The following is a 26,793-nucleotide window of genomic DNA, read 5'->3' on the forward strand; positions in this document are numbered from 1 at the left end:
CCCGGGGGAACTGTGCACCGTTTCGCGGCCAGTCCCGCCCTGACCCGGCTGGAGTGGGTTCTCGATGGCCTGGACGGGAAACCCGGCTGGGGTGCGGACGCGTCCGACGTGTTCGCGGCTGAGTTCGCCGCCTTCGTCACGCCCGAGAGGTACGTCGAGGTCACCCGCGGCCGGGCTGCCGACCACGCGCCGGTCGTCGTGGTCGGCCTCGACGTCGGCGAGACCACCGCACGGGCGCGGATCCGCCATCACGACGGCAGCGTTGCTGTCGTGTCCTGTGTCGTCGAGGCCGCACGGCCGCATCGAATTATTTCCACGTGGGTTGCCGGATTGGTGCCGACCGACCTGACACCGGGGCTGCCGGCCGACTTCACCGGCTACGACCTGCCTTCCACCGCCACGGGTGCCCGGCTGGTCGTGTTCTCCGGAATGCCCGGCAGCGGGAAGAGCACCCTGGCCGACGCCGCGGGCGCCGAGCTGGGCATCCCGGTCTTCGCCACCGACTGGCTGCTCGGCGCGCTGACCCCGTTCGGCGGCCGTTACTTCGAGGACTCGTTCGCGATGGCCGAGGAGGTGCTGACCACGCTCGCCCTGCGGCAACTCGCCGCCGGGCAGTCCGCCATCCTCGACCACCCCACCGAACAGGTCGCGACCAGGGAACGCTGGCGCAGTCTGGCCCGCAGGGCCGGCGCGGAGTTCCGCGTGGTGGTGTGCCACTGCTCCGACCCGCAGGTCCACCGTGCCAGGCTCGAGACCCGCAGCCGCGGCATCCCCGGCTGGCACGACTCCGGCGACTGGCACGACGTGCAGCGCCGACTGGCGAAGTTCCCCTCCTGGGCCGGGGAAGCGCTCTCACTGGACACCGTCCAACCACGTGAGCGGTCTCTCGCCGCGGTCATCCGGCACATCACCGCCTGACGGCGTGCCGCACCTGGGTGTGACGCACCCTGCCTGCGGCTCGTCCGCCGTCCTAACGTCGCAACCATGAGCGACGGCAACGTGATCGCGGACCTGCACGAGCGCTGGGTGTTCGGCTGGGACCGCCGCGAAGGGGACGCACCCTTCGACTTCCGGCGCACCTTCGGCGAGTTCTACGACTTCGGCTCGCCTGAGGTGCGTCTCTACGACGACTTCGACCCCGAGCACCGGGTGGCGGCGACACCGGACGCCTACGGTGCCATCTGGGAACCCGCCTTCAGCAACATGATCTCCGCGCACCACGCCGTCGACGACGGCCCGCACGTCATCGCGAACGACGACCTGGCCGCGTCCACCCTGAGGTTCGTGGCCAGGATCGTCACGCCGGACGCCACGACGGACATCCGCACCACCACGTCGCTGGTGTGGCACCGGACGCCGGAAGGGTGGCGGATCGCCCGCGAGCACAACTCGACCGTGGTCCTGCCGGCCGGGGACCTGGACGGCCGGTTCGGCGACTGACCTCTCAGGACTCCGACCGGCTCGGCTGCCCTCCCGGCCCCGCCGCCACCCAGCTCGCCAGGATGTCCATCGCCTGCCTGGACGACGAGTCCGGCGCGGTCGTGTACACGTACAGCATCGTGTCCGGATCACCCGGCAGCGCGAGGGACTCGTAGTCGACGGTGAGGTCGCCGACGAGCGGGTGGCGCAGCCGCTTGGAGCCGTGGGTGCGCTGGTGCACGCGGTGCTGCTCCCACCACTGGTCGAAGTCGCGGCTGCGTTCGCGGAGCTCGGCCACCAGTGCGGTCGTGGCCTTGTCGTGGGGGTCCCTGCCGACCTCGAACCGCAGGCTCTCGACGGCGGCGCGGGCCTGGTCGGACCAGTCGGCGAACAGCGAGCGGGCGCCCTCGTCGAGGAAGATCCAGCGGGCGTAGTTGCGTTCCTCCCGCGGCATGCCGTCGAAGTCCGCGAACAGCGCCTTGGCCATCCGGTTCGCGGCGAGCACGTCCGTGCGGCGGCCGAGGACCAGGGCCGGTTCGCCGTCGAGCGCGTCGATCAGCTGGTACAGGCCGGGGCGCACCCGCTGCACGCCGCGCGGGCGGTGCGGCGGCGGGCTGGACGGCAGCCCGATGAGGTCGCGCAGGTGCGTGCCGGCCTCGTCGAGTTCCAGGGCGCGGCCGACGGCCTCGACGACGGCCGCCGAGGGGAGATGCGCCTGCCCTGCTCGAGCCGGGCGTAGTAGTCGGCGGACACGCCGGCGAGCAGGGCGACCTCCTCGCGGCGCAGGCCCTTCACCCGGCGGACCCTGCCGTCGGACGGCAGCCCGGCGCGGGACGGGTCGACCTGGCTGCGGGCGCGGCGCAGGAAGTCGGCGAGTTCACGGTTGAGACCGGCCATGACACCCATTGTCACCCAGGAGCGCGAACCACAACTGGACCTCCGAGTCCTAGGTTCGCGAGTCCGAGGTCGCACAGGGCCCGGGACACGTCCCAAGAGGACCGTTTCGCAAGCCAGTCTTGAGCCATGACCTTCCCCACGGAACGCCCCGCCACCTGGTTCGTCACCGGCACCTCCCGCGGCCTCGGCCTCGAGCTCGTCAAGCAGCTCCTCGACCGCGGGGACGACGTCGCCGCCACCACCCGCTCGACCGAGCGCCTCCTCGCCGCCCTCGCCGGCGCCGACACCACCCGCCTGCTGCCGCTCACCGTCGACCTGCGCGACGAGGCCGCCGTGGCCCAGGCCGTCGAGCGGACGACCGAGCGGTTCGGCCACCTGGACGTCGTCGTCAACAACGCCGGCTACGGCTTCCTCGCCGCGGTGGAGGAGACCACCGCCCGCGACGTCCGGGACATGCTCGACGTCCAGGTCGTGGGCGTGTGGAACGTGCTGCGCGCCACCCTCCCCGTCCTGCGCTCGCAGCGCGGCGGGCACGTCGTCAACGTGTCCTCGGTGCTCGGCCTGACCTCGGTCCCCGGCTGGGGCCTCTACTGCGCGGGCAAGTTCGCCCTGGAGGGCCTGACCGAGGCGCTCGCCGGTGAGGTCGCCGAGTTCGGCGTCGAGGTCACCATCGTCGAGCCCGGCTACTTCCGCACCGACTTCCTCACCACCGACTCGCTCGCGTTGCCCGACAGCACCACCGCCGCCTACCCGGCGATCCGCGAGATGACCGAGAACCACCTGGAGCTGCAGGGCAGCCAGCTCGGCGACCCGGTGAGGGGCGCCCGGCTGATGATCGAGCGGGTGGTGAACGGCCAGGGCCCGCTGCGCCAGCTCCTCGGTTCCGACGCGCACGCCTACGCCACGGCCAAGGTCCAGGCGCTGCAGGCGAACCTCGACGCCGCCGCGCCGACCGCGTCCGCGAGCGACTTCCCCGCCTGACCCCGCCCGTCCTGCACCGTCCCGCTGAGGAGGAACCAGCCATGAGCAAGATCCTGATTGTCATGTCCGCCGCCGACGTGGGGGAGCGCACCGACGGCTCCACCTACCCGACGGGTCACTGGGCGGAGGAGCTGGCCGCGCCGCACGAGAAGTTCACCCGTGCGGGCTTCACCGTCGACTTCGCCTCGCCCGGCGGCGTTCCGCAGTCGCTCGACGCGCACAGCGCCGACCCGGAGGTCGCGACGAGCACTGCCGTGCTTTGACCGCGCGAGTACGGTTGACCCCATACAAGCGTGCATAACGCGGTCATACACGGGATCTCCGTCTGCGGCTGGCCCGCTCTGACTGACGGAGGCGCTCGGATGAGCAGCCAAGCACGTCACCTGCACCCGCTGTCCACGGCGTCCGCGATGAAGCTCCTCGGCGACGCCTCCTTCGGCCGCATGGTCTTCTCCCACCAGGCCCTGCCCGCCGTCCGGCTGGTCAGCCACGTCGTCGACGAGGACTCGGTCATCATCCGCACCGGCGTCGCCGTGCCGCCGCTGCACCTGGTGCTCACCTACGAGGCGGACGAGATCGACTCCGGCACCATGCTGGGCTGGTGCGTGGTCGTGACCGGCATGGCCGAGCGGGTCGTCGACGCCGACGAGGTGACGCGCTACGAGCGGCTGCTGCCGCCGTGGCCCGACTGCGACACCGACCAGCTGCTGCGCGTGCGGGCGCAGTTCGTCGACGGCTACGAGCTGCTGGCCGGCATGGCGGCCTGACCCGCGGGTGCTCGGCGTCCCTCTCACCTCTGACCAGGAACGTCAGTCAGCCGCCGAAGCAACCTGAACGGTTTCGGCGGCTGTTGGCAACTACGGGGTGGAAGGGCGAAGAGAGACCCGAGGAGCTTCATGTCGTCAGACGCGGAACTGATCGGCAGATCGCTGCGCGGAGACACCGATGCCTTCGTGGAAGTGATCAGCCGCCACGAGACCGCGATCGGGAACTACCTGGCGCGCCGAGTGGGGCGTCAGGCCGCCGAGGACGTGCTCGGGGACGTGTGGGTGGCCGCCTACGAGTCCCGTGCGACCTATGACCGTTCGTACCCCGAAGCCAGGCCTTGGTTGTACGGCGTCGCGCTGAACAGGTTGCGGCGGCATTGGCGGTCCGAGCCGGCCGAGGAGCCGGCGCCGGACATCACCCGCGTGGCCCACGACTGGGACCCCTGGCCGGCGGTGGACGCCCGCGTGGACACGCAGGCCCTGCTGCGCAGCGCTCTGGCCCGGCTCAAGCCGGAGGAGCGGGAGGTGCTGGGCCTGGTCGCCTGGGAGGACCTGACCGTCGCGGAGGCCGGGAGGGTGCTCGACATCCCGGCCGGCACGGCTCGCCGCCTGTTGCACCAGGCGCGCAAGGCGTTGCGAGAGGCCCCTGAGGTGGCCGCGCTGCTGCAAGTCCCGACAACGTGAGAAGACATCCCATGGACGAAATGGACCTGATGAAGAAGCTGAGTGATGTGCCGTCGCCGAGTCCCGAGGCCTACGACCGCGCCCGCGGTGCGCTGCAGGCGGCGATGACCGAACCCGAGGCGACGGTCGTGCGGCCGAAGCGCTGGTTCTCCTGGACCAAGGCCGGCATCGCCACCCTGGGGGCGGCCGCCGTCGCGGCGGCCGTGGTCATGGGCACGACGGGCGGCGACGTCCCGGCCGCGCCGGCTCCCGCTCCCGAGGCGGCCCCGCAGGTGGTCGAGTCCCCGCTGGTGAAGCTGGCCTCCGAGCTCAAGGCAGCCCCGCAGACCGGTGACTCGTCGTTGGTCATCACCACGAAGCCGGCGCCGGACGGCGGCAAGTACGTCGCCTACACCGTCTACACCGACAAGGGCCAGACCTACGTCGGCGACTCGGTGCAGACCCTGGCGGCATGCGCCGCCAGGAACGACGACCAGTCCGGCGAGCACAACGCGAAGAGCATGGCGGCCGCCCGCCTCGCCGCGAACGGCGACGTGGAGAAGGCGAAGTTCGAGATGACCACCGTCAGCGGCAACGCGCTGGGACTGGACATGAGCCCCGCCGAGGCGGACAAGGCGTGGAAGGAAGCCTACGAGCGGAACGCCGAGATGTTCCGCAAGATCGGCAAGGAGGTGCCGCCCTTCAAGCCGCGCCCGACGGGCAAGGACTTGGAGAACCGCATCAACAACCACCTGTGGTTCAACACCACGTTCACGCTGTTCCAGGCGGCTGCCAACGCGGAGGTCCGCTCGGGTGTGCTGAAGCTGCTCGCGGCCATGCCCGACGTGACCATCGGCAAGAGCGTCGTCGAGGGCCAGCAGGTGCTGACGCTGACCGCCGACCCCGCCATCGTGGGCGGCGACGGTTCGCAGGTCCTCACCATCAACGCCGACAACGGCTTGCCGATCAGCTCGGAGGTCGTCCCGAACAAGGACTCGGCGACCCCGTCCAAGCCGTCGATCGTCACCTACCAGTCGTCGCGGGTGAACCTCGCCGACGTCATCGCGGGCAAGATCTGATCTCCCGGGGGTGGGAGGGCCGGATCTCCACCGGCCCTCCCACCGTTGTGCGGTCAGCGCGGGAACGGCATCCAGTTGCCGTTGATCCACGCCGGGTAGCCCGCGTCGACTCCGCGAACCGATCCGGGGCAGTTCCGGCTCCCCGAACGCGACCGACTGGGTTCGAGCTGAACTCCGGTCGACAACGCGCGGTCGGCGAAGTGCGGCTGTACTTCCGCGACGACCGGGTGCTGATGACCCACGCCGGTGGGTTCAGGACGGGGTTGACCGAGGTCGAGGTCTGCTGAACGAAGTCGGACCGCGCTGCGGGAATGCACGCGTCCGAGGCGTTTGGAAGGAGATGTCTGTTTCTTCCGCACGTACGGTGACCACCACACTCCCGGATCAGTGGCTCCCTGAGCCCGTCGGGCTGAACGGGTAGACGAGGCCGTTGCAGCCGCTGAACCGTTGTTACGTTCGAGTGGAACGTCTATTTCTCATCGGGCGCGAAATGTGCGTCCGAATCCCACTCGGAGTGGCACTCGCATGGCGACGAATCGAATCGGCGGGCAGTTGTGGGACGTGGTGGTCATCGGCGCGGGTCCGGCCGGGACGACGGCGGCCAGGGTGGCGGCGCAGGCCGGGTGCGAGGTGCTGCTGCTGGAACGCGCCGCCGTGCCGCGGTACAAGACCTGCGGCGGCGGGCTGATCGGCTGCTCGCAGGCGGCGCTGCCGACCGGGCTCGGCGTCGCGGTCCACGACGAGATCGACGCCGTCACGTTCTCCCTGCGGGGACGACGCGAACGCACCCTCGACTCCACCGCGGGGACGCGCTGCAGGATGGTGTTCCGCGACGAGCTGGACGCCGCGCTCACCAAGGTGGCCGCCGACGCCGGTGTGGTGGTGAGGGACCGGACCGTGATGACGGCGCTGGAGGACGCGACCGGCGAGGTGGCCGTGCACGCGGGTCGGGAACGGATCCGCGCGCGGGCGGTGGTGGGCGCCGACGGCAGCGCCAGTCGCGTGGGCAGGCACGTCGGCGTCCGCTGCGAGCAGGTGGACCTCGCGCTGGAGGTCGAGGTCCTCGTCGATCCGCGCGACGCGTCCCGGTGGCGCGGCCGGATGCTGATGGAGTGGGGGCCGCTGCCCGGCTCGTTCGGCTGGGTCTTCCCCAAGGGCGACGTCTGCACGGCCGGTGTGGTCGCGGCGCGCGGGCAGGGCGAGGCCACCAAGGCGTACCTGCGGGAGTTCCTGGAACGCCACGGCCTGGCCGACCAGACCACGTTGCACGACACGGGACATCTGACCAGATGCCGCCGGCCCGACTCGCCGCTGACCCGCGACCGCACGCTCGTCGCCGGTGACGCCGCCGGTCTGTGCGACCCGTGGTCGCGGGAGGGGATCTCCTTCGCGCTGCGCTCGGGTGCGCTGGCCGGGGTGGCGGCCGCCGCCATCGCGCAGGCCGGGCACACCGAGGACGTCGAGCGGGCCTGCGTCGACTACACCTACGCGGTGCGCGCCACGCTGGAGACCGAGATGGCGGCCTCCCGGCAGGTCATGAACGTCTTCACCAGGCGTCCCCAGGTCGTCCACACCGCGCTGACCGCCTTCCCGCCGGTGTGGCGCAGGGTCGACTCGTACCTCGGCGGTGACACCACGATCCCGGCCCTGCTGGGCACGCCGGTCGCCCGCGGCGCGCTCAAGGCGCTCGCGCTCTTCTCCTGAGCACAGATGCTCCTTCTTCTCTCCACAGCGAGGAAATGCACGAAGGATCCAGTGTGGACCAGGACAGTGCCAGGCAGACGCCGGTCGCGATCATCGGGACGGCGTGCCGGGCTCCCGGCGGGGTCACCTCGGCGGAGGAGCTGCGGCGGTTGCTGCTGGACCGGCGCGACGTCGTGGCCGGTTCCGACCCCGGCGCGCGGTGGCCGGAGGGGGAACGGGTGGTGCCGGCAGACCTCGCGGACTCGGCGGCGCTGGGCAGCGGGTCCTTTCTGGACGGCGTGGACGAGTTCGACCCCGGTTTCTTCGGCGTGCCGGTGCGCGAGGCGGCCAGTGCGGACCCGCAGCACCGGTTGCTGATGGAGACGACCTGGGAGGCGCTCGAGGACGCCGGGGTGCCGCCGCGGTCGCTGGCGGGCTCGCGGACCGGGCTGTTCATCGGCATCTCCGGCGCCGACTACGCCAAGCGGTTCACCATGGCCGACTTCGACGTCTGCCACGGCATCTCCGCGGTGCCCTCGGGTGCGCCCGGCCGGATCTCCTACATCCTCGACGTCAACGGGCCGTCGCTCGCGGTGGCCGGCGCCTGCGCGTCGTCGCTGGTCGCCCTGCACCTGGCGTGCCGCTCCCTGCATGAGCGGGAGTCCGACCTCGCGCTGGCCGGCGGGGTGACCGTGCAGCTGGAGTGGGGCGGGCTGGTCGGGTTCGCCCGCGCGGGTGCGTTGTCCTCGCGGGACGCTGCGCGGCCTTCGACGCGAGCGCGGACGGGTTCGTGCGCGGTGAGGGCTGCGGCGTGGTGGCGTTGAAACGGCTGGCCGACGCGCAGCGACGGGACCGCGTGCCGGCGGCGTCACCGGCACGGCGACCAACCACGCCGGACGGGTGCAGGGCATCACCCAGCCGTCACCCGCCGCCCAGAGCGCGGTGGTGCGCGCGGCGGGCGTCGGTCCGGGCGACATCGGCTACGTGGAGGCCCACGGCACCGGCACGAAGGTCGGCGACCCGATCGAGTTCGCCGCGCTGACCGACGCGTACGGCGGGTCCGGCGGTCCGTGCGCGCTGGGGTCGCTGAAGACCGACATCGGCCACCCGGAGAGCGCGGCCGGCGTGCTCGGGCTGATCAAGGCCGCGCTGGCGGTGCACCGGGGTGTCATCCCGGCCAACCTGCACTTCACCCGGTGGAACCCCGCGATCGACGCCGGGGGAACGCGGTTCGTCGTCCCCGTCGACACCACCCCGTGGGACGGCGGCGGTCGTCCGCGCCGTGCCGGGGTCTCGGCGTTCGGCGTCACCGGCATGAACGCCCACGCAACTGTCGAACAGGCACCGCTCGCACCGCCTCGCAGCCGGCACACCCGGCGTGACCAGGCGGTGGTCTGCGCGGAGTCGGCCGCCTCCGCGGGAGGCCTGGCCGCGACGGCCCGGCGGCTGGCCGACCACGTCGAGTCCACATCGGACGCGGTGACGGACGTCGCGCACACCCTGGCGGCGCACCGAAGTCACCTGTCCACGCGGGCCTGCGTGGTGACAGCCGACCGCGCCGGGCTGGTGGACGCGTTGCGCGCGGTGGCCGACGGGCACGAGCACCCGGACGTCGTCACCGGGCCGACCAACGATCCCGGTATGCCCGTGTGGGTGTTCTCCGGGCACGGCTCGCAGTGGCCGGGCATGGCGCGTGACCTGCTGGACCGCGATCCCGCGTTCACCCGCGTGGTCGACCGGCTCGGCGCGGTGGCGTCGGCCGAGGGCGTCCCGGTGCGGCGGCTGCTGAGCACCGGTGAGCCGCTGGAGCGGATGGACCTGGTCCAGCCGGTGGTCTTCACGGTGCAGACGGCGCTGGCGGAGATGTGGCGGACCGCGGCCTGCGCCCGGCCGCCGTGGTGGGCCACTCGATGGGTGAGGCCGCGGCCGCTGTGGCGGCGGGCGTCCTGACCCCGGAGGAGGGGCTGCGCATCACGATCGCCCGCTCGTCGTTGCTCCGACGGGTCGCCGGCGGCTGCATGGCCGTGGTCGCGCTGCCCGTCGAGCAGGTCGAGACCGAGATCGCCGCCGTCCCGGACGTGTCGGTGGCGGTGGTGACCGCACCCGCGTCCACCGTCGTCGCCGGTACCGCCGCGGCCGTCGAGGACCTGCTGCGCGGCTGGCGCGAGCGCGGGGTGTTCTGCAAGCCGGTCAACGTGGTCGTCGCCGCGCACTCACCGCAGGTCGAGCCGATCCTGACCGACATCGCCGAGCGGACGGCGTGGCTCCCGGGCGCACCGGCGGAGGTGCCGTTCTACTCCACGGCGTCCGACCCGCGTGAGCCGGTGGTGCTCGGCAACGCCTACTGGGCGCGGAACCTGCGCGCGCCGGTCCGCTTCGACCGCGCCTGCCGGGCGCTGGTCGAGGACGGGCACCGGGTGTTCCTGGAACTGTCACCGCACCCGCTGCTGACGCTCCAGCACCGGGGAGACCGCCCGGCACGAGGCGGGCCCCGGCCTCGACCCGCGTTCGGAGCCACCGGGCCCGGCCAGGCTGCTGATGGTGCAGGAAGCGCTGGTGCACGTCCTGGCCGCGTTGCTGGGCATGCAACCCGGAGCGGTTGCGGCGCATGCGAATTTCACCGACCTGGAACTGGACTCGTTGCTCGCCGTCGCCTTCACCCGCAAGCTCCGCACCGACCTGGACGTGGCGGTCGCCCCGGCGGAGGTCTGGGCGCACCCGTCACCCGCGGAGCTCGCCGGCCACGTCGACTCGGTCCTGGGCACGCTCGTCGGCTCCGGATGACGCGGACCGGCCGACCGGGGGACTCCCGGTCGGCCGGCCCGCTGGGTGATGGTCAGGGAAGGGGCAGGGCGTCGATCGTGTTGACCCACAGGACGTTCTGGTCGTCACACCGCCACTGGCTCCACCGGCCCGCGGCGACCCCGCCGGCACCCGCCGCCTCGCAGAGCAGGACGTGTTCGAACTTGCGGTAGCGCTTCCACGCCGACAGGCGGTCGGTGGCGGCGTCCGATGTCGTCACGGCGGGTTCGGCCGCGAGGCGGGAGGCGGCCTCGGGTGCGGCGGTCGCCGGTGCGGCGGTGAGGATCGCGGACGTGCAGGCGACGGCGATCGCGGTGAGCACGGACGGCAAGCGGTGCATGGTGGTCTCCCTGTCGTGGATGCCGGTCACAGTTCGTCCCACCACCAGGCGGTGGCGGGTACGGGCAGCGGGTCCGCGGTGGTGTCGCACGGACCCGAGGTCCAGCTGGCTTCGGCGCGCGGAGCGGGAACGGCCGATCGGGAGCCGTCGACCGAGGTGTAGCGGGGGACGTTGAACGCCCAGTCGATGTTGCCGCGGATGGCGTGGCCCAGGCACACCAGGTACTCCCGCAGCGCGGGACTGCACGGGCGGGCGAGGACCTCCTCGCGCAGCACCAGAAAGCGGGTCATCACGCGGTCGCGCAACGCCCGTGCCCTGCCGACGGCGACGTCCTCGCTGATCCCGTGCTGGTGCGCCAGGACGGTGACGATGTTCTGCCGCGCCTCGCCGTCCCGCCTCTCCTTGGCGACGGAGTGCAGGTCGTTGTCCCAGGAGGCGATCAGGACCATCATCTCGGTCAGCGCGCGGACCGCCGGGGAGTCCATCTCCGCAGCGGGCACCTCGGTGCCGTTGGCGATCTCCAGCAGCGCGATCGTCGGTGCCCCTCCCGCGCTGTGGCTGCGCATGGTGGTGTACTCGGCGAGATCGGGCATGCGGCCGTCGGCGTGGTCGGCGATCTGCCAGGCGACCGCGTAGAGCCACGCCCGGTGCGCGTGGACGAACCGCTGCACCTGCGTCGGCGTGGCGCACTCGTGCATGCTGCGGCCGATGTCCTGCAGCGCAAGGACGAGCGGGTCGGCGACCAGCGGGTGCCACGGTGTCTCCAGGGCGCGCTGGAGAACGCCCGCCATGCGCAGGAACTCGTGCGGCCGGGTGCTGAACGCGCCGGAGTCGCAGCGCAGGTCGTCGAAGATGAAGCCCCAGTACACCCACCGCACGGCGACCTGCAGACCGGCGTCGGTGGCCCGCGGCGCGAAGCGGGCGTAGAACTCGGCGCTGTTGGTGCCGACGAGCCGTCTGCGCTGCCTGTCGTCCGCCCACAGCCCGATGCGGTCCATCCAGGCGATGGCCTCGCGTTCGGCCTCTTCGGCGCGCGGGTGGATCGCCGGCGGCAGCGGGCAGTAGAAACGCCGGTGCTCGACGGGGTGGTCGAGGGCGGTCATCGGTTCTCCTCGGAAAATATCTTTGAAGCGCAGAAGTACCGGCTCGCGGTTTCGGGAAATTCCGCGCCGGCGGATACGGCCGAAGCTGCCGCAACCGGTAGATCGATTCAAGCGAGCTTTGTCGATTCATGCCAAAGAGGGGCCGTCGTGCACTCGAAGGAGTGCGTGATTTCTTGAAGAACAAGGGAAACTGGCTGCGTGCAGTCCGGAGTGGACACGTCCGGGCGTCCAACCCGGGCGCATTTCGCGGTTGGGCTCGCCGCGTGCCGATGGTCGATGCTAATTTCGGGGTGGTTCATTCCCTTCGGCTCTCGCTCTCGTTTGTCCGACGCTCATTTCCGGTTTTGGAGAGAACATGGCCACCGAACTCGTCGCCCCGCCGACACCCGCCGTCGCCGGTGGTCTGAGTCCCGGCCTGGTCCGGGAACGGGTGGACGCGGCACTGGCCGCGTTCCTGGCCGCGAAGACCGACTCGGCTCCGGACGCGTGCCTGCCGCCGCTGGTGACGCTGCTGCGCGACTTCCTGCGCGGCGGCAAGCGGCTGCGGCCGCTGTTCTGCCACTGCGGGTGGCTGGCCGGTGGCGGTGACCCCGGCGCCGAGCAGCCGGTCGTCGTCGGCGCGGCCCTGGAACTGTTCCACGCCTTCGCCTTGGTGCACGACGACGTCATGGACGCCTCCGATCTGAGGCGTGGCCGGCCGACCGTGCACCGGGCCCTCGCCGCGCGCTACGACGGCACCGGCGGCGAGCGGGCCGCCGAGCGGTTCGGGACCAGCGGCGCGATCCTGCTCGGCGACCTCTGCCTGGTGTGGTCGGACGAGCTGCTGGCCGCCGTCGAGGTCGAGGGCGGGCGCAGACGAGCCGTGCGCAGGCTCGTGGACACCATGCGCACCGAGCTGGTCGCCGGGCAGTACCTCGACCTGGCCGGCACGATCGGGTCCGACGGCGACGAGCTGCGGCGGGCGTGGCGGGTCGTGCGGCTCAAGACCGCGCGGTACACGGTGGAGCTGCCGTTGCGCATCGGTGCGGTGCTTTCCGGTGCCAGCGCACGGGTCCTGAACGCCTGCGGCGCCTATGGCCGGCCGGTCGGCGAGGCGTTCCAGCTGCGCGACGACCTGCTGGGCGTGTTCGGCGACCCGGCGGTGACGGGCAAGCCCGCCCTGGACGACCTGCGGGAGGGCAAGCGGACCGTGCTGATGGCCCTGGCGCGGCGGCACGCGACCGCCGCGCAACGCGCGATCATCACCGCCCTGCACGGAAAACCCGACCTGGACCACGACGAGGCCGACCGGTTGCGCGCGGTCCTGCGGGACACGGGCGCCGTCACCCGCGTGGAGGAGCTGATCGAGAACCGGGCACGGCAGGCGCTGGCGGTGCTGGCGTCGGCGGCCATCGCGCCCCAGGTCAAGCCACGGCTGGCCGAGCTCGTCGTGTCCGCCACCACCCGCACGCGGTGACCGAACTCGAAGGGAGCGCGATGTCCACTGAGGACTTCGCCTTGCGCGCCGTGGACCTGCACAAGGCCTTCGGCTCGCACCAGGTCTTGCAGGGTGTCGAGTTCTCCCTGCGCCAGGGGGAGATCATGGGGGTGATCGGGGAGAACGGCGCCGGCAAGACGACCCTGCTGCGCGTGCTGTCCGGTGAGCTGAAAGCCGACCGCGGCAGCGTCGTGCACCAGGGCCGCCTCGGCTACTGCCCGCAGCGCATCGTCGTCAACAACGAGCTGACCGTCGAACAACACCTGCGCTACTTCCAGAGCGCCTACCAGCTCAGCAGCCTCACCCGTGCCGACGAGCTGGTGGAGCGCCTCGACCTCACCCGCTACCTGCGCCGCAAGGCCGGCGTGCTGAGCGGTGGCACCAAGCAGAAGTTCAACCTCGTCCTCGCGCTCATGCACGACCCCGGCGTGGTCCTGATGGACGAGCCGTACCAGGGTTTCGACTGGGACAACTACCTCACGTTCTGGTCGATCACCCGCGAGCTGCGCGAACGCGGCCAGTCCGTGCTGGTGATCTCCCACATCGCGCACGACGTCAAGAGGTTCGACCGCCTGCACCGGCTGCGGGCCGGCAAGGTCGTCGCCGAGAAGACCACCACGCGCCGCATCCCCACCGGCAGGAAGGTCACGTCGTGAAGCCGCCCTCCGCTCTGCTCGCCGACCTGCGCGCGGTGAGGAGCTCCCTCGACGGGCGCACCACGTGGTGGGCGAAGCTGCTCAAGGCCGCCGGCTTCGAGATCACCCAGCACACCCGCAACCACCTCGCGCTCGGCCTGGTGGTGTGCTTCATCCCGCTCTGGCTCGGCATCGTCCACGCCGTCATCCCCAACAACACCGTCGAGTTCCACTCCCAGGTGCTCGGTCACGCGATGCGGGTCGACGCCAACGAGCTGGCCATGATCTCGGGCGCCATCAACGCGGTCACCCTGATCATCGGCTTCATGCAGTTCGCGTCCGTGCGGCGCTCCAGCGACTTCGACCAGCGGCTCGTCCTGGCCGGCCACCCGAGGTCGTGCATGCTGGTCGCCAAGCTCGTGGCGCTGGTCCTCATGGCCGTGGTGACCGCGCTCTACGCCACGGTCGTCATGGACCTGTTCTGGGAGCCGCGCCAGGTCGCGCTCATCGGGTTCAGCCTCTTCACCAGCGCGCTCACCTACGGCGGGCTCGGCATGGTCCTCGGCCTGGCGCTGTCGACCGAGCTGGCCGGCATGTTCGTCATCATCATGGTGAGCCTGGTCGACGTGATGGTGCAGAACCCCATCATCAACCCGTCGGCCGACCTCGGCCCGGTCCGCCTGCTGCCGACCTACGGTTCGATGCAGGCGGCCGCGGTCGCCGGGTTCACCGACGAGGGCGCCGTCGGCCACGCCCTGCTCGGCCTGGTGTGGCTGCTGGCCTTCAGCCTGGTGGGTGCCACCGCGTTCCACTGGCGGACCAAGGACCACGCCGCCCACACCACGGCGTCCGCCCCGCAGACCGCGACGGTCGTCGTGACCACCCGCGCCGACGGGACCCTGGTGATCGAGTCGACGGCCGGGCCGATCATGGTGTGCTCCGAGCCGCCGGGCTGCACGTGCGAGAAAACCGTGCCACGGCAACGTGTGCGCAGACCGGCCGCGACGAAGCTGACCGTGTTCGAAGCGCCCTGACCGTGTTCGAAGCGCCCTGACCGTGATCACGTCCGGTCGGCCGTCCGGGGCGTGGAACCGGCCCACCACCCGGCGGCGAAGACCACGAAGGAGCACCCCAGCGCCAACGCCAGCCCGAGGTCGGTGGCGAAGTCGAGCCCGGCCGGTCGGCCGACCGTCCAGCCGAGCACCGGTCCGAGGTGCGCGAGCCCGGCGAGGACGGCGGCTGCGGCCACCACCGCCGCGCGTGGCCGTGGAACCGTCGCCTGGACGAGGGTGAGGCCGACGGCGACACCGGTCAGGCACAGCGCGTAGACCAGGCCAGGGCCGGTCTCGTCGGCCGTGGCGAAGAAGAACCCCACCCAGCCGCCGACGACGAGTGCCGACGCGGGCAGCACGGCGAACGGCAGCAGCACCTTCGGCCGGGCCCGCGCCCGGCCGACCGCGACGGCCATGCCGACCAGCAGGGCGAGCACGACGACCAGCCCGGCCTGGACCAGGTGGTCACCGATCACCTGACCGAACCCGGTGAGCGGGGTGGGGCGGATGTCCAACCCGGCGACCACGACCGGCACGCTGCGCCAAGCGCCGTCGGTGCCGCGGACCGCCATGCCCTCCGCACCGTTGGCCACGAACACCTCGTGCCCGCCCGGCGCCGCCCGGACCAGGACGTCCACGCTCGCGATCTTGGAGCTGCGGTCGACGCCGCTCGGGATGAGGTGCCGCCGTTCGACGAACTCCCACCGGGCGGCGGGCACCTCCCAGACCGTGCGCCAGGTCTGCCCGCCGTCGGTGGTCTCGTCGACACCGAGCAACCGGCCACCGCGCGGTGGCTCCTCGTCGTAGCTGAGCTCGCCGCCGCCGTGCACGCGGTAGCACTGCGTGATGGCACCCGGCACGCAGGCTTCGAGCTGCGGCCGGCGTTCCGACGGTGCTTGAGCCAGGGGCGTCCAGTCGCCGACGCCGGTGGGAGAGCTGAAGAACCGTTCGTCCACGCCGATCACCACCTGGCCGCCGTCGCCGGCCCGGACCGACTCGACCGCCGGCAATGAGACGTGCGGCGCCGAGGTGGCGGCGACCGCCAGCACCGCGAACGGCAGCGACACGACCAGCCGCACCCGGTGGGCCAGGCCGTCCGGCAACGGGGAGCGGCCGCGCCCGCGCCAGGTCCACCAGGCGAGCCCGCGGCACGCGACGAGGTCGGCCGGATCGGCCAGGACGACGGAGGCCCGTTGACCACCGACCACGCCGACGCGACCTCGGCGCCCGCACCGGTCGTCTTGACCCACGCGAACCCGGCCCCGGTCAGCGCGACCGCGACGGCCGCCGCGTGCCGTCCCACCGGGAACAGCAGCGCCAGCACCGCCGGCGCGACCACCAGACCGGCGAAGTCGCTGAGCTTGCCGGTCACGAGCCCCGGCCACGCCTGTTTGAGCACGTGGTCGTTGACCAGCAGGACCGCGGTGGCCGCGATCGTGACCGGATGCGCCACCCAGCGCAGGAAACCCCCAGCTCGCATGGCCTGAGCCTGCGTGGTGGTGATCACGACCGGGACTCGGCCCGGCACCGGATCGGCTTTGCGTGCTCGGAGCGCGATCGGCCGGTGCTCCGGGTTCCAGGTCCGCTGCTAACGCGGCGGTGCCGTCGAGTTGCGGGTCACCAGCCGCACGTCCAGCACCAGCGGGTCCGCCGGCCGTTCGCCGCCCTCGACCAGCGCGAGCAACCGGTCCACCGCGTGGGTCGCCTTGCCCACGATGTCCTGTGCGATGGTCGTCAGCTTCGGCGTGATGTACGCGCTGATGTCCAGGTCGTCGAAGCCGACCACCGACACCCGGTCCGGCACGCCGACCCCGGCCTCCAGCATGCCCTCGATGATGCCGATCGCCAGGATGTCCGCCGTGGCGAACACGGCGGTCGCGTCCGGGTGGGCGTCGAGCAGGCGCCTGCCCAGTGCGACGCCGTTCTCGTGCGTCGTGTTCAGCGTCTCGACCGGACAGTCCGCAGTGGACAACCCGGATTCCTCGAAAGCCTTCTGGAAACCCAGGAAGCGCTCGTGCACGACACCGACGTCGGTGAACGACGGACCCGCGAACACGATCCTGCGGTGGCCCAGCGAGAGCAGGTGCGCAGCCGCCAGGCGGGCGCCGGTGAAGTCGTCGGAGCGCACGCCCGTGGTGAGCGGGTTGGCGGAGTAGCTGTCGACGGCGAGCACCGGGGTGGCGCCGATGACGCGCCGGCGCAGGCCGGTGACCTCCTCGTCCAGGAAGCCCAGCAGCACCGCGCCGTCGAGGCTCCACGAGCGCAGCGCCTCGCCGATCTCCGAGGTGTCGGAGACGCCGCGCAGCAGCAGGTGGTATCCGCGCTTGCGGAGCCTGCGCTCGATCTGGCCGATGATCGCGATGTTGTGCGGGCTGATCGCCAGGCTGTCCTCGGTGGCCGCGGGCACCAGCAGGCCGACCAGCCGGGACTGGTTGGCGGCGAGGCTGCGGGCCGACGCGCTGGGCACGTAGCCGCGTTCGTCGATGATCCGGCGGACCCGCTCGACGGTCTCCGCAGAGACCCGCGCGCTCTTGCCGTTGATCACGTTGGACACGGTCATCGTGCTGACGCCGGCCGCCTCCGCGATGTCCTTCAAGGTGACTCGCAAGAGCTGCCCCTCTGATTTCCGTCGTTGACACCGTCTGTGCCGCAGGCTAGCTTTCCACACCACGCAGATTTAGCGCTATACCTAACTTGATCTGCAGTGATCGGCGAGCTGTCGCGCGCCGAAAATCGAACGAGGGGATTCGCACCGTGACGACGGACCCGCCGCCCTGGTGGCGCACCGCGGTGATCTACCAGGTCTACCCGCGCAGCTTCGCGAACGGCGACGGCGCCGGCGACCTCGCCGGGGTGCGCGCCCGCCTCGGCCACCTGCGCGACCTCGGGGTCGACGCCATCTGGTTCACCCCCTGGTACCTCTCGCCGATGGCCGACGGCGGCTACGACGTCGCCGACTACCGCAGGATCGACCCCGCCTTCGGCACGCTGGCCGACGCGGAGGCGCTCATCGCCGATGCGGCGGCGTTGGGCATCCGCACGATCGTCGACGTGGTGCCCAACCACGTCTCCAGCGACCACGCCTGGTTCCAGGCCGCGCTGGCCGCCGGTCCCGGATCGCCCGAGCGCGAACGGTTCTGGTTCCGCGAGGGTCTCGGTGAGCACGGCGAGCTGCCCCCGACGAACTGGCGGTCGAGCTTCGCGGGCGGCACCTGGACCCGCGTGCCCGACGGGCAGTGGTACCTGCACCTGTTCGCGCCCGAGCAGCCCGACCTCAACTGGAACCACCCCGACGTGCGGCGCGAGCACGAGGACGTGCTGCGGTTCTGGTTCGACCGCGGTGTGGCGGGCATCCGGGTCGACTCGGCGTCCATGCCGGTCAAGGACCCCGCGCTGCCCGAGGTGCCGGAGACCTACGCCGCCGGCGAGCACCCGTTCGTCGACCGCGACGAGCTGCACGACATCTACCGCTCGTGGCGTGCCGTGGCCGACTCCTACGCCGAGCCGCGGGTGCTGGTCGGCGAGGTGTGGCTGGACGACCAGAAGCGCTTCGCCCGCTACCTGCGCCCCGACGAGATGCACTCGGCGTTCAACTTCGACTTCATGGGCCGGCCCTGGGACGCCAAGGAGCTGCGCGACTCCATCACGTCCACCGTGGACGCACACGCCCCGGTCGGCGCGCCCGCCACCTGGGTGCTGTCCAACCACGACGTCACCCGCCCGGTGACCCGCTACGGGCGTGCCGAGACGTCGTTCTCGTTCCTGGCCAAGCAGTTCGGCGTGCCCACCGACCTGGAGCTGGGGGAGCGGCGGGCGCGGGCGGCGGCGTTGCTGACGGCGGCGCTGCCCGGCGCGCTGTACGTCTACCAGGGCGACGAGCTGGGGTTGCCCGAGGTCGAGGACCTGCCGCTGGAGGTGCTGCAGGACCCGATGCACTTCCGGTCAGAAGGCGTCGACCCCGGACGTGACGGGTGCCGGGTGCCGCTGCCGTGGACTCGGAATGGCCGCTCGCACGGGTTCGGGCCGGAGGACGGGCAGCCCACGTGGCTGCCCCAACCGGCGGGCTGGGGCAACCGGTCGGTGGAGGCGCAGCACGACGACCCCGCGTCGATGCTGTCGCTGTACCGGTCCGCACTCGCTCTGCGCCGCGCCGAACCGGGTCTGAGCGGGGAGTCGTTCGACTGGATCGACCTCGGCCCCGACACGATCGCCTTCCGCCGTGACGACGTGGTGTGCGTGGTCCACTTCGGACCGGACCCGCTCCCGCTGCCGCCCCACGAGGAGATCCTGCTGACCAGCGCCCCGCTCACCGGCACCGCGCCTGCCACCGCCACCGCCCTGCCCGCGACCGCCGCCGGGCTGCCTGCCACCGCCCCGTCTGCCGGGGCCTGCCTGCCCACCGACGCCGCCGCCTGGCTGCGCGTGTAGTTCCCCTGGAGAGACAATGATGTCCCACCGTTCCAGAGTCTTCGCCGCCCTCGCGCTGCCACTCGCGCTGCCACTCGCGCTCACCGCCTGCGCGTCCACCCCCGACGACGAGCTCAACGCCGAGGGCAAGGTCGTCCTCACCGTCGCCATGGACGCCGGGCTGGACGGCAAGGCGGTCGAGGCGTTCAACGCCCGTGTCGCCCAGTTCGAGCAGGCCCACTCCGACATCGACGTGAAGCCCCAGGAGTACACCTGGACGGCGGCGACGTTCACCGCGCAGCTCGCCGGCGGCACCGTGCCGGACGTGCTGACCGTGCCGTTCACCGACGGCCGCGGCCTCATCGAACGCCGCCAGATCGCCGACATCAGCGGCCAGGTCGCCACCCTGCCCTACGCCGGGGCGCTCAACCCGGCCATCGCCAAGGCGGGCCAGGCCGCCGACGGCAAGCAGTGGGCGGTCCCGATCGCCGCCTACGGCCAGGCCCTGCACTACAACCGCACGCTGTTCACCCAGGCCGGGCTCGACCCGGACAAGCCGCCGACGACGTGGGCCGAGGTGCGCACCGCCGCCAAGCAGATCGCCGAGCGCACCGGCCAGGCCGGGTACGCGCAGATGACCCAGGGCAACACCGGCGGGTGGATCCTCACCACGCTCGACTACGCGTTCGGCGGGCGCACCGAGAAGCTGACCGGTGACACCGCCGAGGCCACCATCGACACCCCGGAGATGACCGAGGTCCTCTCCACGTTGCGCGCCATGCGGTGGGACGACAACTCCATGGGCGCGAACTTCCTCTACGACTGGGCGGGCATCAACCAGGACTTCGCCGCCGGCCGCATCGGCATGTACGTCTCCGGCGGTGGCAACTACGGCAACCTGGTCACCCAGAACGGCCTCAAGCCCGCCGACTACGGCGTCGCCGCGCTCCCGCTGGCCGCCAAGCCCGAGGCCGGTGTGCTCGGTGGCGGCACGCTCGCCGTCGTCAGCCCGAACGCGGGCGAACGCGGCAAGGACGCCGCCGTGAAGTGGATCGACTTCTACTACATGGGCAAGCTGACCGACCAGGACGCCGCCGTCGCCGACGCGAAGACCCTCGCCGAGACGAAGCAACCCGTTGGTGTGCCGGCGTTGCCGGTGGTGGACCGCGCCACCTACGACAAGCAGCAGGAGTGGGTCAAGCAGTACGTCAACGTGCCGCTGGCGCAGATGAAGCCCTACACCGACAAGATGTTCGACCAGCCGCTGGTCACCGAGCCCACCAAGTCCACTCAGGAGGTCTACAAGATCCTGGACACGACGGTGCAGAAGCTGCTCACCGAACGCGGCACGGACATCGCCGCGTTGCTCAAGGCGGCCGACACCGACGTGCAGAGCACGATCGGCCGGGGCTGAGCGGTGGTCCTCCAGTCCGAAGCTCCTGTGGCAGCGGTTGTCCCACCACCGCCGCCACAGGCACCACGACGCCGGTGCACGCCGGTCACCTGGGTCCGCCGCGGCGGGCTGACCAGCCTGCTGTTCCTGCTGCCGCTGCTGGTGGTCTTCGGGGTGTTCTCCTGGGCACCGATCGTGCAGTCGGTCGTGATGAGCTTCCAGCGCACGAACCTCGTCGGCCCGGTCACGTTCGTCGGCCTGGACAACTTCGCGCAGGTGCTCAACGACCCTCTGTTGTGGACGGCGGTCGGCAACACGCTGTGGTTCGCGGTGCTGGCACTGGTGTTCGGCTATCCGGTCCCGCTGGTCGCCGCCGTGCTGATCAGCGAGGTCCGGGCCCGGCGCGGGCTGTTCAGCGCGCTGGCCTACCTGCCCGTGGTGGTGCCGCCGGTGGTCGCCGTGCTGCTGTGGAAGTTCTTCTACGACGCGAGCCCGTCCGGGGTGTTCAACACCGTGCTCGGCTGGGTCGGCCTGGGACCGTGGCAGTGGCTGCAGAACCCCGCCAGCGCCATGCCGGCGCTGGTGCTGGAGGCGACCTGGGCGGCGGCGGGCGGCACGGTGATCATCTATCTGGCGGCGCTGGCCGGGGTGCCCGTCGAGCAGTACGAGGCCGCCGAGATCGATGGCGCCGGCATCTGGCGCAAGGTCTGGCACGTCACGCTGCCGCGGCTGCGGGGTGTGCTGCTGGTGACGTTCATCCTGCAGATCATCGGCACCGCGCAGGTGTTCCTCGAACCGTTCCTGTTCACCGGCGGTGGTCCGGCGAACTCGACGATGACGGTCCTGTTGCTGATCTACGACTACGCCTTCGCCAGCAGCCTCGGCGGTGACTACGGCGCAGCGACCGCGTTGAGCATCATGCTCGCCGCCGTCCTGGCCGTGCTCTCGACGATCTACCTGCGCGTGACCCGGTCTTGGAGCGCGTCGTGAAGCGCGGGCTGATCTCCCCGGCGGAACGGGCGACCCCGGCGATCCGCCGGACGTTGCGCGCGGTGCAGGGCCTGCTGCTGGGAGCGTTGCTGCTCACCGGGCTCGGGCCGGTGCTGTGGCTCGCGAAGGCCGCGGTCACGCCCACCCAGGACACCCTGCGGACGCCGCTGGCGCTCTTCCCGGGCGGCCTCGACCTGGCCAACCTGGCCACCGCCTGGACCAGGGTCGAGATCGACAGGTACTTCCTGAACACCGTGGTGATCGCCGCCGGGTCGTGGCTGGTGCAGCTCGTCGTGGCCACCACGGCCGGCTACGCGCTGGCGGTCCTGCGGCCGCGCTACGGGCCGCTGGTCACCGCCGTGGTGCTCGGCACGCTGTTCGTCCCGGCGATCGTGCTGCTGGTGCCGCTGTACCTGACGGTCGTGCGCACCGGGATGATCAACACGTTCTGGGCGGTGTGGCTGCCCGCCGGTGCCAGCGCGTTCAACGTCGTGCTGGTGCAACGGTTCTTCGCGAACCTGCCGCGCGAGGTGCTGGAGGCCGCACGGGTCGACGGCGCCGGACCGGTGCGGGTGTTCTGGTCGGTCGTCCTGCCGCTGTCGCGCCCGATCCTGGGTGTGGTGTCGGTGTTCGCCGTCGTGGCCAGCTGGAAGGACTTCCTCTGGCCGCTGCTGGTGCTGCCCGACCTGGCGGTGCAGCCGCTGTCGGTGCGGTTGCCCGCGTTGCAGCGCTACGTCGAGCTCGACGTGTTCCTCGCCGCGCTCGCCATCTCGTCGGTGATCCCGGTGGCGCTGTTCCTGGTGTTCCAACGGCTGTTCCTGCAGAGCGGCGCGCTCGAAGGAGCCGTCAAAGGCTGAGCCCTGTCCCCATTTCGCCCTGGAGAACAACAACGATGTTGAAGAAACTCCCCGCGGCTCTCAAAGTCGCGGTACTGGCTGCTGCCCTCGTGGCGAGCGGAGTCGCCGCTGTGTCGGCTGCGCCCACCACCTACCAGGCCGAGTCGGCCGCGCTGTCCGGCGGCGCACGGGCCGAGACCGAGCACGCCGGGTACACCGGTTCCGGCTACGTCGGCGGGTTCACCGACGCCCACCGCGGTGCGGCCGCGGTCACCGTCACCACGAGCGGGTCGACGGCGGGCGCGAACCGGCTGGTCCTGCGTTACGCCAACGGAACCGGCAGCACCCGCACCCTCACCCTGGCCGTCAACGGCGGCACCCGGCAGCTCTCCCTCCCGGCCACCGCGGGCTGGGCGTCGTGGGGCACGGTGAGCCAGGACGTCACCCTGAACGCCGGCGCCAACACCCTCGCGGTGTCCTACGGCAGCGGCGACAACGGGAACGTCAACGTCGACAGCCTGTCGGTCGAGCCGGTGACCCCCGCCGCGGGGGTCGTGGAGGCCGAGACCGGCACGCTCTCCGGCGGCGCGCGAGTGGAGTCGGAGCACGCCGGGCACACCGGCAGCGGCTACGTCGGCGGTTTCGTCGATGCCAACCGGGGCGCGGCGGCGACGTTCACGATCTCCAGCACCGCCACCCGCGCGAGCCTGACCCTGCGCTACGCCAACGGCACCGGCTCGCCGCGCACGATGACCGCGACGGTGAACGGCACGGCCCAGCAGGTCTCGCTGCCCGCGACCGCGTCCTGGGCCGGGTGGGGCACCGCGACCGTCCCGGTCACCACCGCCGCGGGTGCCAACACCGTCGTGATCTCCTTCGGCGGCAACGACAACGGCAACGTCAACCTGGACAGCGTCGCCCTCTCCCCGGACACCACCGAGCCCACCCCCGGGGGGACCGTCGAGCTGGAGACCGGCTTTCTCGGCGGCGGCGCCGTCCCGGCCACCACGGCGGGCGCGACCGGTACCGGCGCGGTGTCGCTGCCCGGCACGAGTGCGCGGGTCATCCGGACGGTCAACCAGACCGCCGCCGGCACCGCCACGATCACGTTGCGGTACACCGCATCCGCTTCCGGCACCATCACCCCGTACGTCAACGGCGTCAAGGGCACACCGCTCTCGTTGACCGGCGGCAGCGGCTGGCGGACCACCACCCACACCGCCTCGCTGCGGGCGGGCCTGAACATCATCGGCTACCAGAACGCGACCGGCGTCCAGCTCGACAACATCGCCGTGACCGGCTCGACCGCCCTGGCCGCCCGCGGCGCCACCGTCCCGTTCACCACCTACGAAGCCGAAGCCGCGACCACCACCGGCACCAGGCTCAGCCCGGCCCGCCAGTACACCACCGAGGCCGCCGAGGCTTCCGGGCGCAGCGCCGTCAAGCTCACCGGCACCGGCCAGCACGTGCAGATCACCCTCACCAAGCCCGCCAACGCCCTCACCGTCCGCGCGAGCACCCCCGACGGCACCACCGCGCCGCTGGCGGTCTACGCGAACGGCAGCAAGGTGGGTGACCTGCCGCTGACCTCCAGGTACAGCTGGATGTACGGCGCCTACCCGTTCGCGGAGGGCCCAGGAGGCGCCCGCCCGCACCGTTACTTCGACGACGCCCGCCTCCTGCTCCCGCAGACCTACCCCGCGGGCACCGTGATCCGCCTGGCCAAGGACACCGGCGCGAGCGCGTACATCACCGTCGACCTCCTCGACGCCGAGGTCGCCACCGCGACCACCGCGCCCTCGGGGTACGTCGACGCCCGCACCCACGGCGCCAACCCCGGTGACGGCGCCGACGACAGCACCGGCCTCCGCGCGGCCGTCGCCGCCGCTCAGGGCACCGCGGCCAAGGGCGTGTGGCTCCCCGCGGGCCAGTACAACCTGAACAGCATCGTGAACGTCAGCGGCGTCGACGTCCGCGGCGCCGGCATCTGGCACACGGTCCTCAACGGCGCCAACCGCCGCGGCGGCTTCGCCATCACCGGCGCCGGCACCACCATCGCCGACCTCACCTTCGACGGCGACGTCACCACCCGCGACCCCGACGACGCCCCGAACTCCGACTCGTTCGTCGAGGTCGAGTCCGGTTCGGGGGCGACGATCTTCAACGTGGCCACCAACCACGCCAAGACCGGCCTGTGGCTCAAACAGGCCGACGGCTTCTACGCGGCGGGCCTGCGGGTCCGCAACACCATGGCCGACGGCCTCAACGTCAACGGCAACAACGGCCCCACCACCAATGTCCGCGTCGAGCAGAGCACCTTCCGCAACACCGGCGACGACGGCATGGCGATGTGGTCGTGGAACCCCAACAGCGCCGTCAGCCGCAGCGTGTTCGCGTTCAACACCATCTCCCTGCCGATCCTCGCCAACGGCGCCGCGATCTACGGCGGCACCGACAACCGCATCGAGGACTCGCTGGTCACCGACACGGTGTTCAACGGCGCCGGCGTCATGGTCTCCAGCTGGCACGACGCCAAACCGTTCGGCGGCACCACGACCGTCCAGCGCACCACCCTCACCCGCGCCGGCACCCGCAACTGGGACTGGAACACCCACACCGGCGCCGTCTGGCTGTTCGCCGAGAAGTCCGACATCACCGGCGCCGTGGTGCTGAGGGACCTGGAGATCACCGACGCGAGCTACCACGGCGTGTTGTTCAGCTGGAACAAGGCGATCACCAACCTGACCGTCGACAACGTCCAGGTCAACGGGACCGGCGGCGCGACCGACGCGTTCACCGACGACAAGGGCGTCCCGGTGTCCAACGCCGGCTCCCACGGCCTGCACTTCAACCTGGTGACCGGCACCGGTCGGTTCGACCGGGTGACCGTGACGGGGGTGAAGGGCAGCGGCAGCCTGGGCATGGTGAACGACGAGAACCGGTACTCCGTGCAGCGCGGCACCGGCAACTCCGGCTGGTAGCTAGCGTTTCATCGTCCGCGGGTGTGTCCCGGTGCCACGACCTCACGGCACCGCGACACACCCGCCACCCCTGCTCAGCCCTCCAGCCACTCCGGCCGGGTCGAGGAAGCCGGGTCGAGCCGGCTCAGAATCCGCTCGTGGGCCGCGTGCAACTGGCTCAGCTGCTCCGCTTCCAACGGATCCACCACCAGCTCGCGCACCACGGCGACGTGTCCGGGGGCCGCCCGCTCGACGGCCGCCATCCCCGCCTCGGTCAGCACCGCGCAGCTCGCCCGGCGGTCGTGCGGGTCGGGCTCGCGCGCCAGCAGACCACGCCCCTCCAGCCGCTTCACGACGTTCGACAACCGCGACAGCGACGAGCTGGTCAGCTGGGCGAGTCGGCTCAGCCGCAGCGTGTGGCTCGGGATCTCCGACAGCATCGACAGCACGTGGTACTCGAAGAACGTCAGCCCGGCGTCGCGTTCCAGCTGCGCCTCCAGCGTCGCGGGCAGTCTGGTCAGCACACGCACCATGTCGAGCCACGCCAGTCGTTGCGAGGCGGTCAGCCAGCGCGGCTCCTCCGAGTCCTGGGTCACACCACCAATTTACTTGACGCTTGAACCTTTCGCTCCTAGCCTTCATCCCAGAAAGTTCAAGATTGAACTATTTGGAGGCTGTCATGAGGGTCGCGATCATCGGAGCGGGCAACGTCGGTTCGGGACTCGCCGGGGCTGCCGTCGCCGCGGGGCACCAGGTCACCATCTCCGCCGCCCACGAGGAGAACGCGGTCAGGCTGGCCGAGCGGGTCGGCGGCACCGCGGCGAGCACAGCAGACGCGGCGAAGGCAGCGGACGTGGTCGTGCTGGCCGTGCCCGCCGGGGTCGCGGCCGACGTGCTGGCCGAGATCGAGGACACCGGCGCGGTCGTCGTGGACGCCACGAACCCGCTCAACGAGAGCTTCAGCGACCTGACCACCGCGGGCACCAGCCACGCCGAGCACCTGGCCGCCGCCGCGCCGCGGGTGAAGCTGGTCAAGGCGGTCAACACGGTCCTCGCCTCCCGGCTGGGCAACGCCACCGAGGACGGCAGCCCGCTCGACGGTTACTACGCGGGCGATGACGAGGCGGCGAAGCAGGTCGTGGCGGAGCTGCTGTCCTCGCTGGGCTTCCGGCCGGTCGACGCGGGCGGGCTGCGGATGGCCCGGTCGCTGGAGGAGCTCGCGTTCCTCAACATCACCCTCAACGCGCGCCACGGCTGGAGCTGGCAGAGCGGCTGGCGGCTCGCCGGACCGACGGCCTGACACCGCGGC

The 26,793-nt window shown here is 71.6% G+C and carries 26 protein-coding genes and 2 pseudogenes; 21 read left to right on the forward strand and 7 right to left on the reverse strand.

Annotated elements, in window-relative coordinates; all coding sequences use genetic code 11:
• Positions 1-12: 12 nt before the first annotated feature.
• Positions 13-918, forward strand: a complete 906-nt coding sequence (locus BBK82_RS34475) for a P-loop nucleotide/nucleoside kinase family protein (protein WP_065918712.1) — start codon at positions 13-15, stop codon at positions 916-918.
• A gap of 66 nt (positions 919-984) precedes the next feature.
• Positions 985-1,440, forward strand: a complete 456-nt coding sequence (locus tag BBK82_RS34480) for a YybH family protein (RefSeq protein WP_065918713.1) — start codon at positions 985-987, stop codon at positions 1,438-1,440.
• Positions 1,441-1,444: 4 nt separating this feature from the next.
• Here BBK82_RS34480 and BBK82_RS54850 read toward each other — a convergent pair whose 3' ends face one another.
• Both BBK82_RS54850 and BBK82_RS54855 read right to left on the reverse strand, forming a co-directional pair.
• Positions 1,445-1,999, reverse strand: a complete 555-nt coding sequence (locus BBK82_RS54850) for an MmyB family transcriptional regulator (RefSeq protein WP_237047723.1) — start codon at positions 1,997-1,999, stop codon at positions 1,445-1,447.
• Positions 1,975-2,316 (reverse strand): helix-turn-helix domain-containing protein, encoded by a 342-nt coding sequence (locus tag BBK82_RS54855; protein ID WP_237047724.1) that lies wholly within the window; start codon positions 2,314-2,316, stop codon positions 1,975-1,977. Before BBK82_RS54855 ends, BBK82_RS54850 begins: the two co-directional genes overlap by 25 nt.
• A 126-nt stretch (positions 2,317-2,442) precedes the next feature.
• On the opposite strand from BBK82_RS54855, the gene BBK82_RS34490 reads away from it, so the two are divergent.
• The 9 genes and pseudogenes from BBK82_RS34490 to BBK82_RS53095 all read left to right on the forward strand — a co-directional run bounded on the left by BBK82_RS34490 (position 2,443) and on the right by BBK82_RS53095 (position 10,273).
• The gene (locus tag BBK82_RS34490; protein ID WP_065918714.1) at positions 2,443-3,297 is read left to right on the forward strand and encodes an SDR family oxidoreductase; all 855 of its coding nucleotides are present in this window, start codon (positions 2,443-2,445) and stop codon (positions 3,295-3,297) included.
• A 41-nt stretch (positions 3,298-3,338) separates the two neighbouring features.
• Positions 3,339-3,560 carry a type 1 glutamine amidotransferase family protein gene (locus tag BBK82_RS34495; RefSeq protein WP_065918715.1) on the forward strand — a complete coding sequence of 74 codons (222 nt, stop codon included), beginning with the start codon at positions 3,339-3,341 and terminating at the stop codon, positions 3,558-3,560.
• Positions 3,561-3,659: 99 nt separating this feature from the next.
• Complete coding sequence (locus BBK82_RS34500) at positions 3,660-4,064, forward strand: pyridoxamine 5'-phosphate oxidase family protein (RefSeq protein WP_065918716.1); 405 nt, start codon at positions 3,660-3,662, stop codon at positions 4,062-4,064.
• 129 nt (positions 4,065-4,193) lie between these two features.
• Entirely contained in the window at positions 4,194-4,748 is a 555-nt protein-coding gene (locus tag BBK82_RS34505; RefSeq protein ID WP_065918717.1) for an RNA polymerase sigma factor, read from the forward strand.
• Between the two features lie 11 nt (positions 4,749-4,759).
• Complete coding sequence (locus tag BBK82_RS34510) at positions 4,760-5,806, forward strand: hypothetical protein (RefSeq protein ID WP_237047725.1); 1,047 nt, start codon at positions 4,760-4,762, stop codon at positions 5,804-5,806.
• Between the two features lie 525 nt (positions 5,807-6,331).
• On the forward strand, positions 6,332-7,510 hold the full coding sequence (locus BBK82_RS34515) for a geranylgeranyl reductase family protein (protein ID WP_065918719.1): 1,179 nt from the start codon (positions 6,332-6,334) through the stop codon (positions 7,508-7,510).
• Between the two features lie 35 nt (positions 7,511-7,545).
• Positions 7,546-8,270: pseudogene (locus BBK82_RS34520) on the forward strand (beta-ketoacyl [acyl carrier protein] synthase domain-containing protein); the annotation flags it as partial.
• A 119-nt stretch (positions 8,271-8,389) separates the two neighbouring features.
• A pseudogene (locus tag BBK82_RS34525) lies at positions 8,390-9,891 on the forward strand (acyltransferase domain-containing protein); the annotation flags it as partial.
• A 136-nt stretch (positions 9,892-10,027) separates the two neighbouring features.
• Positions 10,028-10,273, forward strand: a complete 246-nt coding sequence (locus BBK82_RS53095) for an acyl carrier protein (protein WP_065918722.1) — start codon at positions 10,028-10,030, stop codon at positions 10,271-10,273.
• Positions 10,274-10,325: 52 nt separating this feature from the next.
• Here the strand turns inward: BBK82_RS53095 and BBK82_RS53100 are convergent, their stop codons facing one another.
• Both BBK82_RS53100 and BBK82_RS34540 read right to left on the reverse strand, forming a co-directional pair.
• Positions 10,326-10,673 carry a hypothetical protein gene (locus BBK82_RS53100; protein ID WP_218920425.1) on the reverse strand — a complete coding sequence of 116 codons (348 nt, stop codon included), beginning with the start codon at positions 10,671-10,673 and terminating at the stop codon, positions 10,326-10,328.
• Entirely contained in the window at positions 10,658-11,734 is a 1,077-nt protein-coding gene (locus BBK82_RS34540) for a terpene synthase family protein (RefSeq protein WP_065918724.1), read from the reverse strand. Before BBK82_RS34540 ends, BBK82_RS53100 begins: the two co-directional genes overlap by 16 nt.
• A gap of 355 nt (positions 11,735-12,089) precedes the next feature.
• On the opposite strand from BBK82_RS34540, the gene BBK82_RS34545 reads away from it, so the two are divergent.
• From BBK82_RS34545 to BBK82_RS34555, 3 genes are read left to right on the forward strand one after another with little or no spacing between them, the layout of a single operon-like run.
• The gene (locus BBK82_RS34545; protein ID WP_065918725.1) at positions 12,090-13,190 is read left to right on the forward strand and encodes a polyprenyl synthetase family protein; all 1,101 of its coding nucleotides are present in this window, start codon (positions 12,090-12,092) and stop codon (positions 13,188-13,190) included.
• A gap of 20 nt (positions 13,191-13,210) precedes the next feature.
• A complete protein-coding gene (locus BBK82_RS34550; protein ID WP_065921570.1) occupies positions 13,211-13,867 on the forward strand; it encodes an ABC transporter ATP-binding protein in 657 nt (218 codons plus the stop codon).
• On the forward strand, positions 13,864-14,880 hold the full coding sequence (locus BBK82_RS34555; protein ID WP_065918726.1) for a hypothetical protein: 1,017 nt from the start codon (positions 13,864-13,866) through the stop codon (positions 14,878-14,880). Before BBK82_RS34550 ends, BBK82_RS34555 begins: the two co-directional genes overlap by 4 nt.
• Before the next feature lie 26 nt (positions 14,881-14,906).
• On the opposite strand, the gene BBK82_RS34560 is transcribed toward BBK82_RS34555, so the two are convergent.
• Positions 14,907-16,106, reverse strand: coding sequence for a hypothetical protein (locus BBK82_RS34560; RefSeq protein ID WP_154697660.1), 1,200 nt, complete (start codon positions 16,104-16,106; stop codon positions 14,907-14,909).
• Between BBK82_RS34560 and BBK82_RS34565 the strand changes: the two genes are divergently transcribed.
• Positions 16,092-16,385 (forward strand): hypothetical protein, encoded by a 294-nt coding sequence (locus tag BBK82_RS34565; protein ID WP_065918728.1) that lies wholly within the window; start codon positions 16,092-16,094, stop codon positions 16,383-16,385. The genes BBK82_RS34560 and BBK82_RS34565 overlap by 15 nt on opposite strands.
• A gap of 101 nt (positions 16,386-16,486) precedes the next feature.
• Here the strand turns inward: BBK82_RS34565 and BBK82_RS34570 are convergent, their stop codons facing one another.
• Entirely contained in the window at positions 16,487-17,506 is a 1,020-nt protein-coding gene (locus BBK82_RS34570; RefSeq protein WP_071812732.1) for a LacI family DNA-binding transcriptional regulator, read from the reverse strand.
• A gap of 146 nt (positions 17,507-17,652) precedes the next feature.
• Here BBK82_RS34570 and BBK82_RS34575 point away from each other — a divergent pair, with 146 nt between their 5' ends.
• The 5 genes from BBK82_RS34575 to BBK82_RS56035 are packed head-to-tail and all read left to right on the forward strand — an operon-like array spanning position 17,653 to position 25,505.
• Positions 17,653-19,326 (forward strand): glycoside hydrolase family 13 protein, encoded by a 1,674-nt coding sequence (locus BBK82_RS34575; protein WP_218920426.1) that lies wholly within the window; start codon positions 17,653-17,655, stop codon positions 19,324-19,326.
• 16 nt (positions 19,327-19,342) lie between these two features.
• Complete coding sequence (locus tag BBK82_RS34580) at positions 19,343-20,719, forward strand: ABC transporter substrate-binding protein (protein WP_154697661.1); 1,377 nt, start codon at positions 19,343-19,345, stop codon at positions 20,717-20,719.
• Between the two features lie 27 nt (positions 20,720-20,746).
• Positions 20,747-21,688, forward strand: a complete 942-nt coding sequence (locus BBK82_RS34585; RefSeq protein WP_083268338.1) for a carbohydrate ABC transporter permease — start codon at positions 20,747-20,749, stop codon at positions 21,686-21,688.
• Positions 21,685-22,545, forward strand: a complete 861-nt coding sequence (locus BBK82_RS34590; protein ID WP_065921574.1) for a carbohydrate ABC transporter permease — start codon at positions 21,685-21,687, stop codon at positions 22,543-22,545. Before BBK82_RS34585 ends, BBK82_RS34590 begins: the two co-directional genes overlap by 4 nt.
• A gap of 35 nt (positions 22,546-22,580) precedes the next feature.
• The gene (locus BBK82_RS56035; protein ID WP_065918729.1) at positions 22,581-25,505 is read left to right on the forward strand and encodes a CBM35 domain-containing protein; all 2,925 of its coding nucleotides are present in this window, start codon (positions 22,581-22,583) and stop codon (positions 25,503-25,505) included.
• A gap of 74 nt (positions 25,506-25,579) precedes the next feature.
• On the opposite strand, the gene BBK82_RS34600 is transcribed toward BBK82_RS56035, so the two are convergent.
• Positions 25,580-26,080: a MarR family winged helix-turn-helix transcriptional regulator gene (locus tag BBK82_RS34600; RefSeq protein ID WP_237047726.1), complete on the reverse strand. Its 501-nt coding sequence runs from the start codon at positions 26,078-26,080 to the stop codon at positions 25,580-25,582.
• 83 nt (positions 26,081-26,163) lie between these two features.
• Between BBK82_RS34600 and BBK82_RS34605 the strand changes: the two genes are divergently transcribed.
• Positions 26,164-26,784 carry an NADPH-dependent F420 reductase gene (locus BBK82_RS34605; protein WP_065918731.1) on the forward strand — a complete coding sequence of 207 codons (621 nt, stop codon included), beginning with the start codon at positions 26,164-26,166 and terminating at the stop codon, positions 26,782-26,784.
• Positions 26,785-26,793 lie beyond the last annotated feature (9 nt).

This window comes from Lentzea guizhouensis (assembly GCF_001701025.1).
Lineage (GTDB): Bacteria > Actinomycetota > Actinomycetes > Mycobacteriales > Pseudonocardiaceae > Lentzea > Lentzea guizhouensis.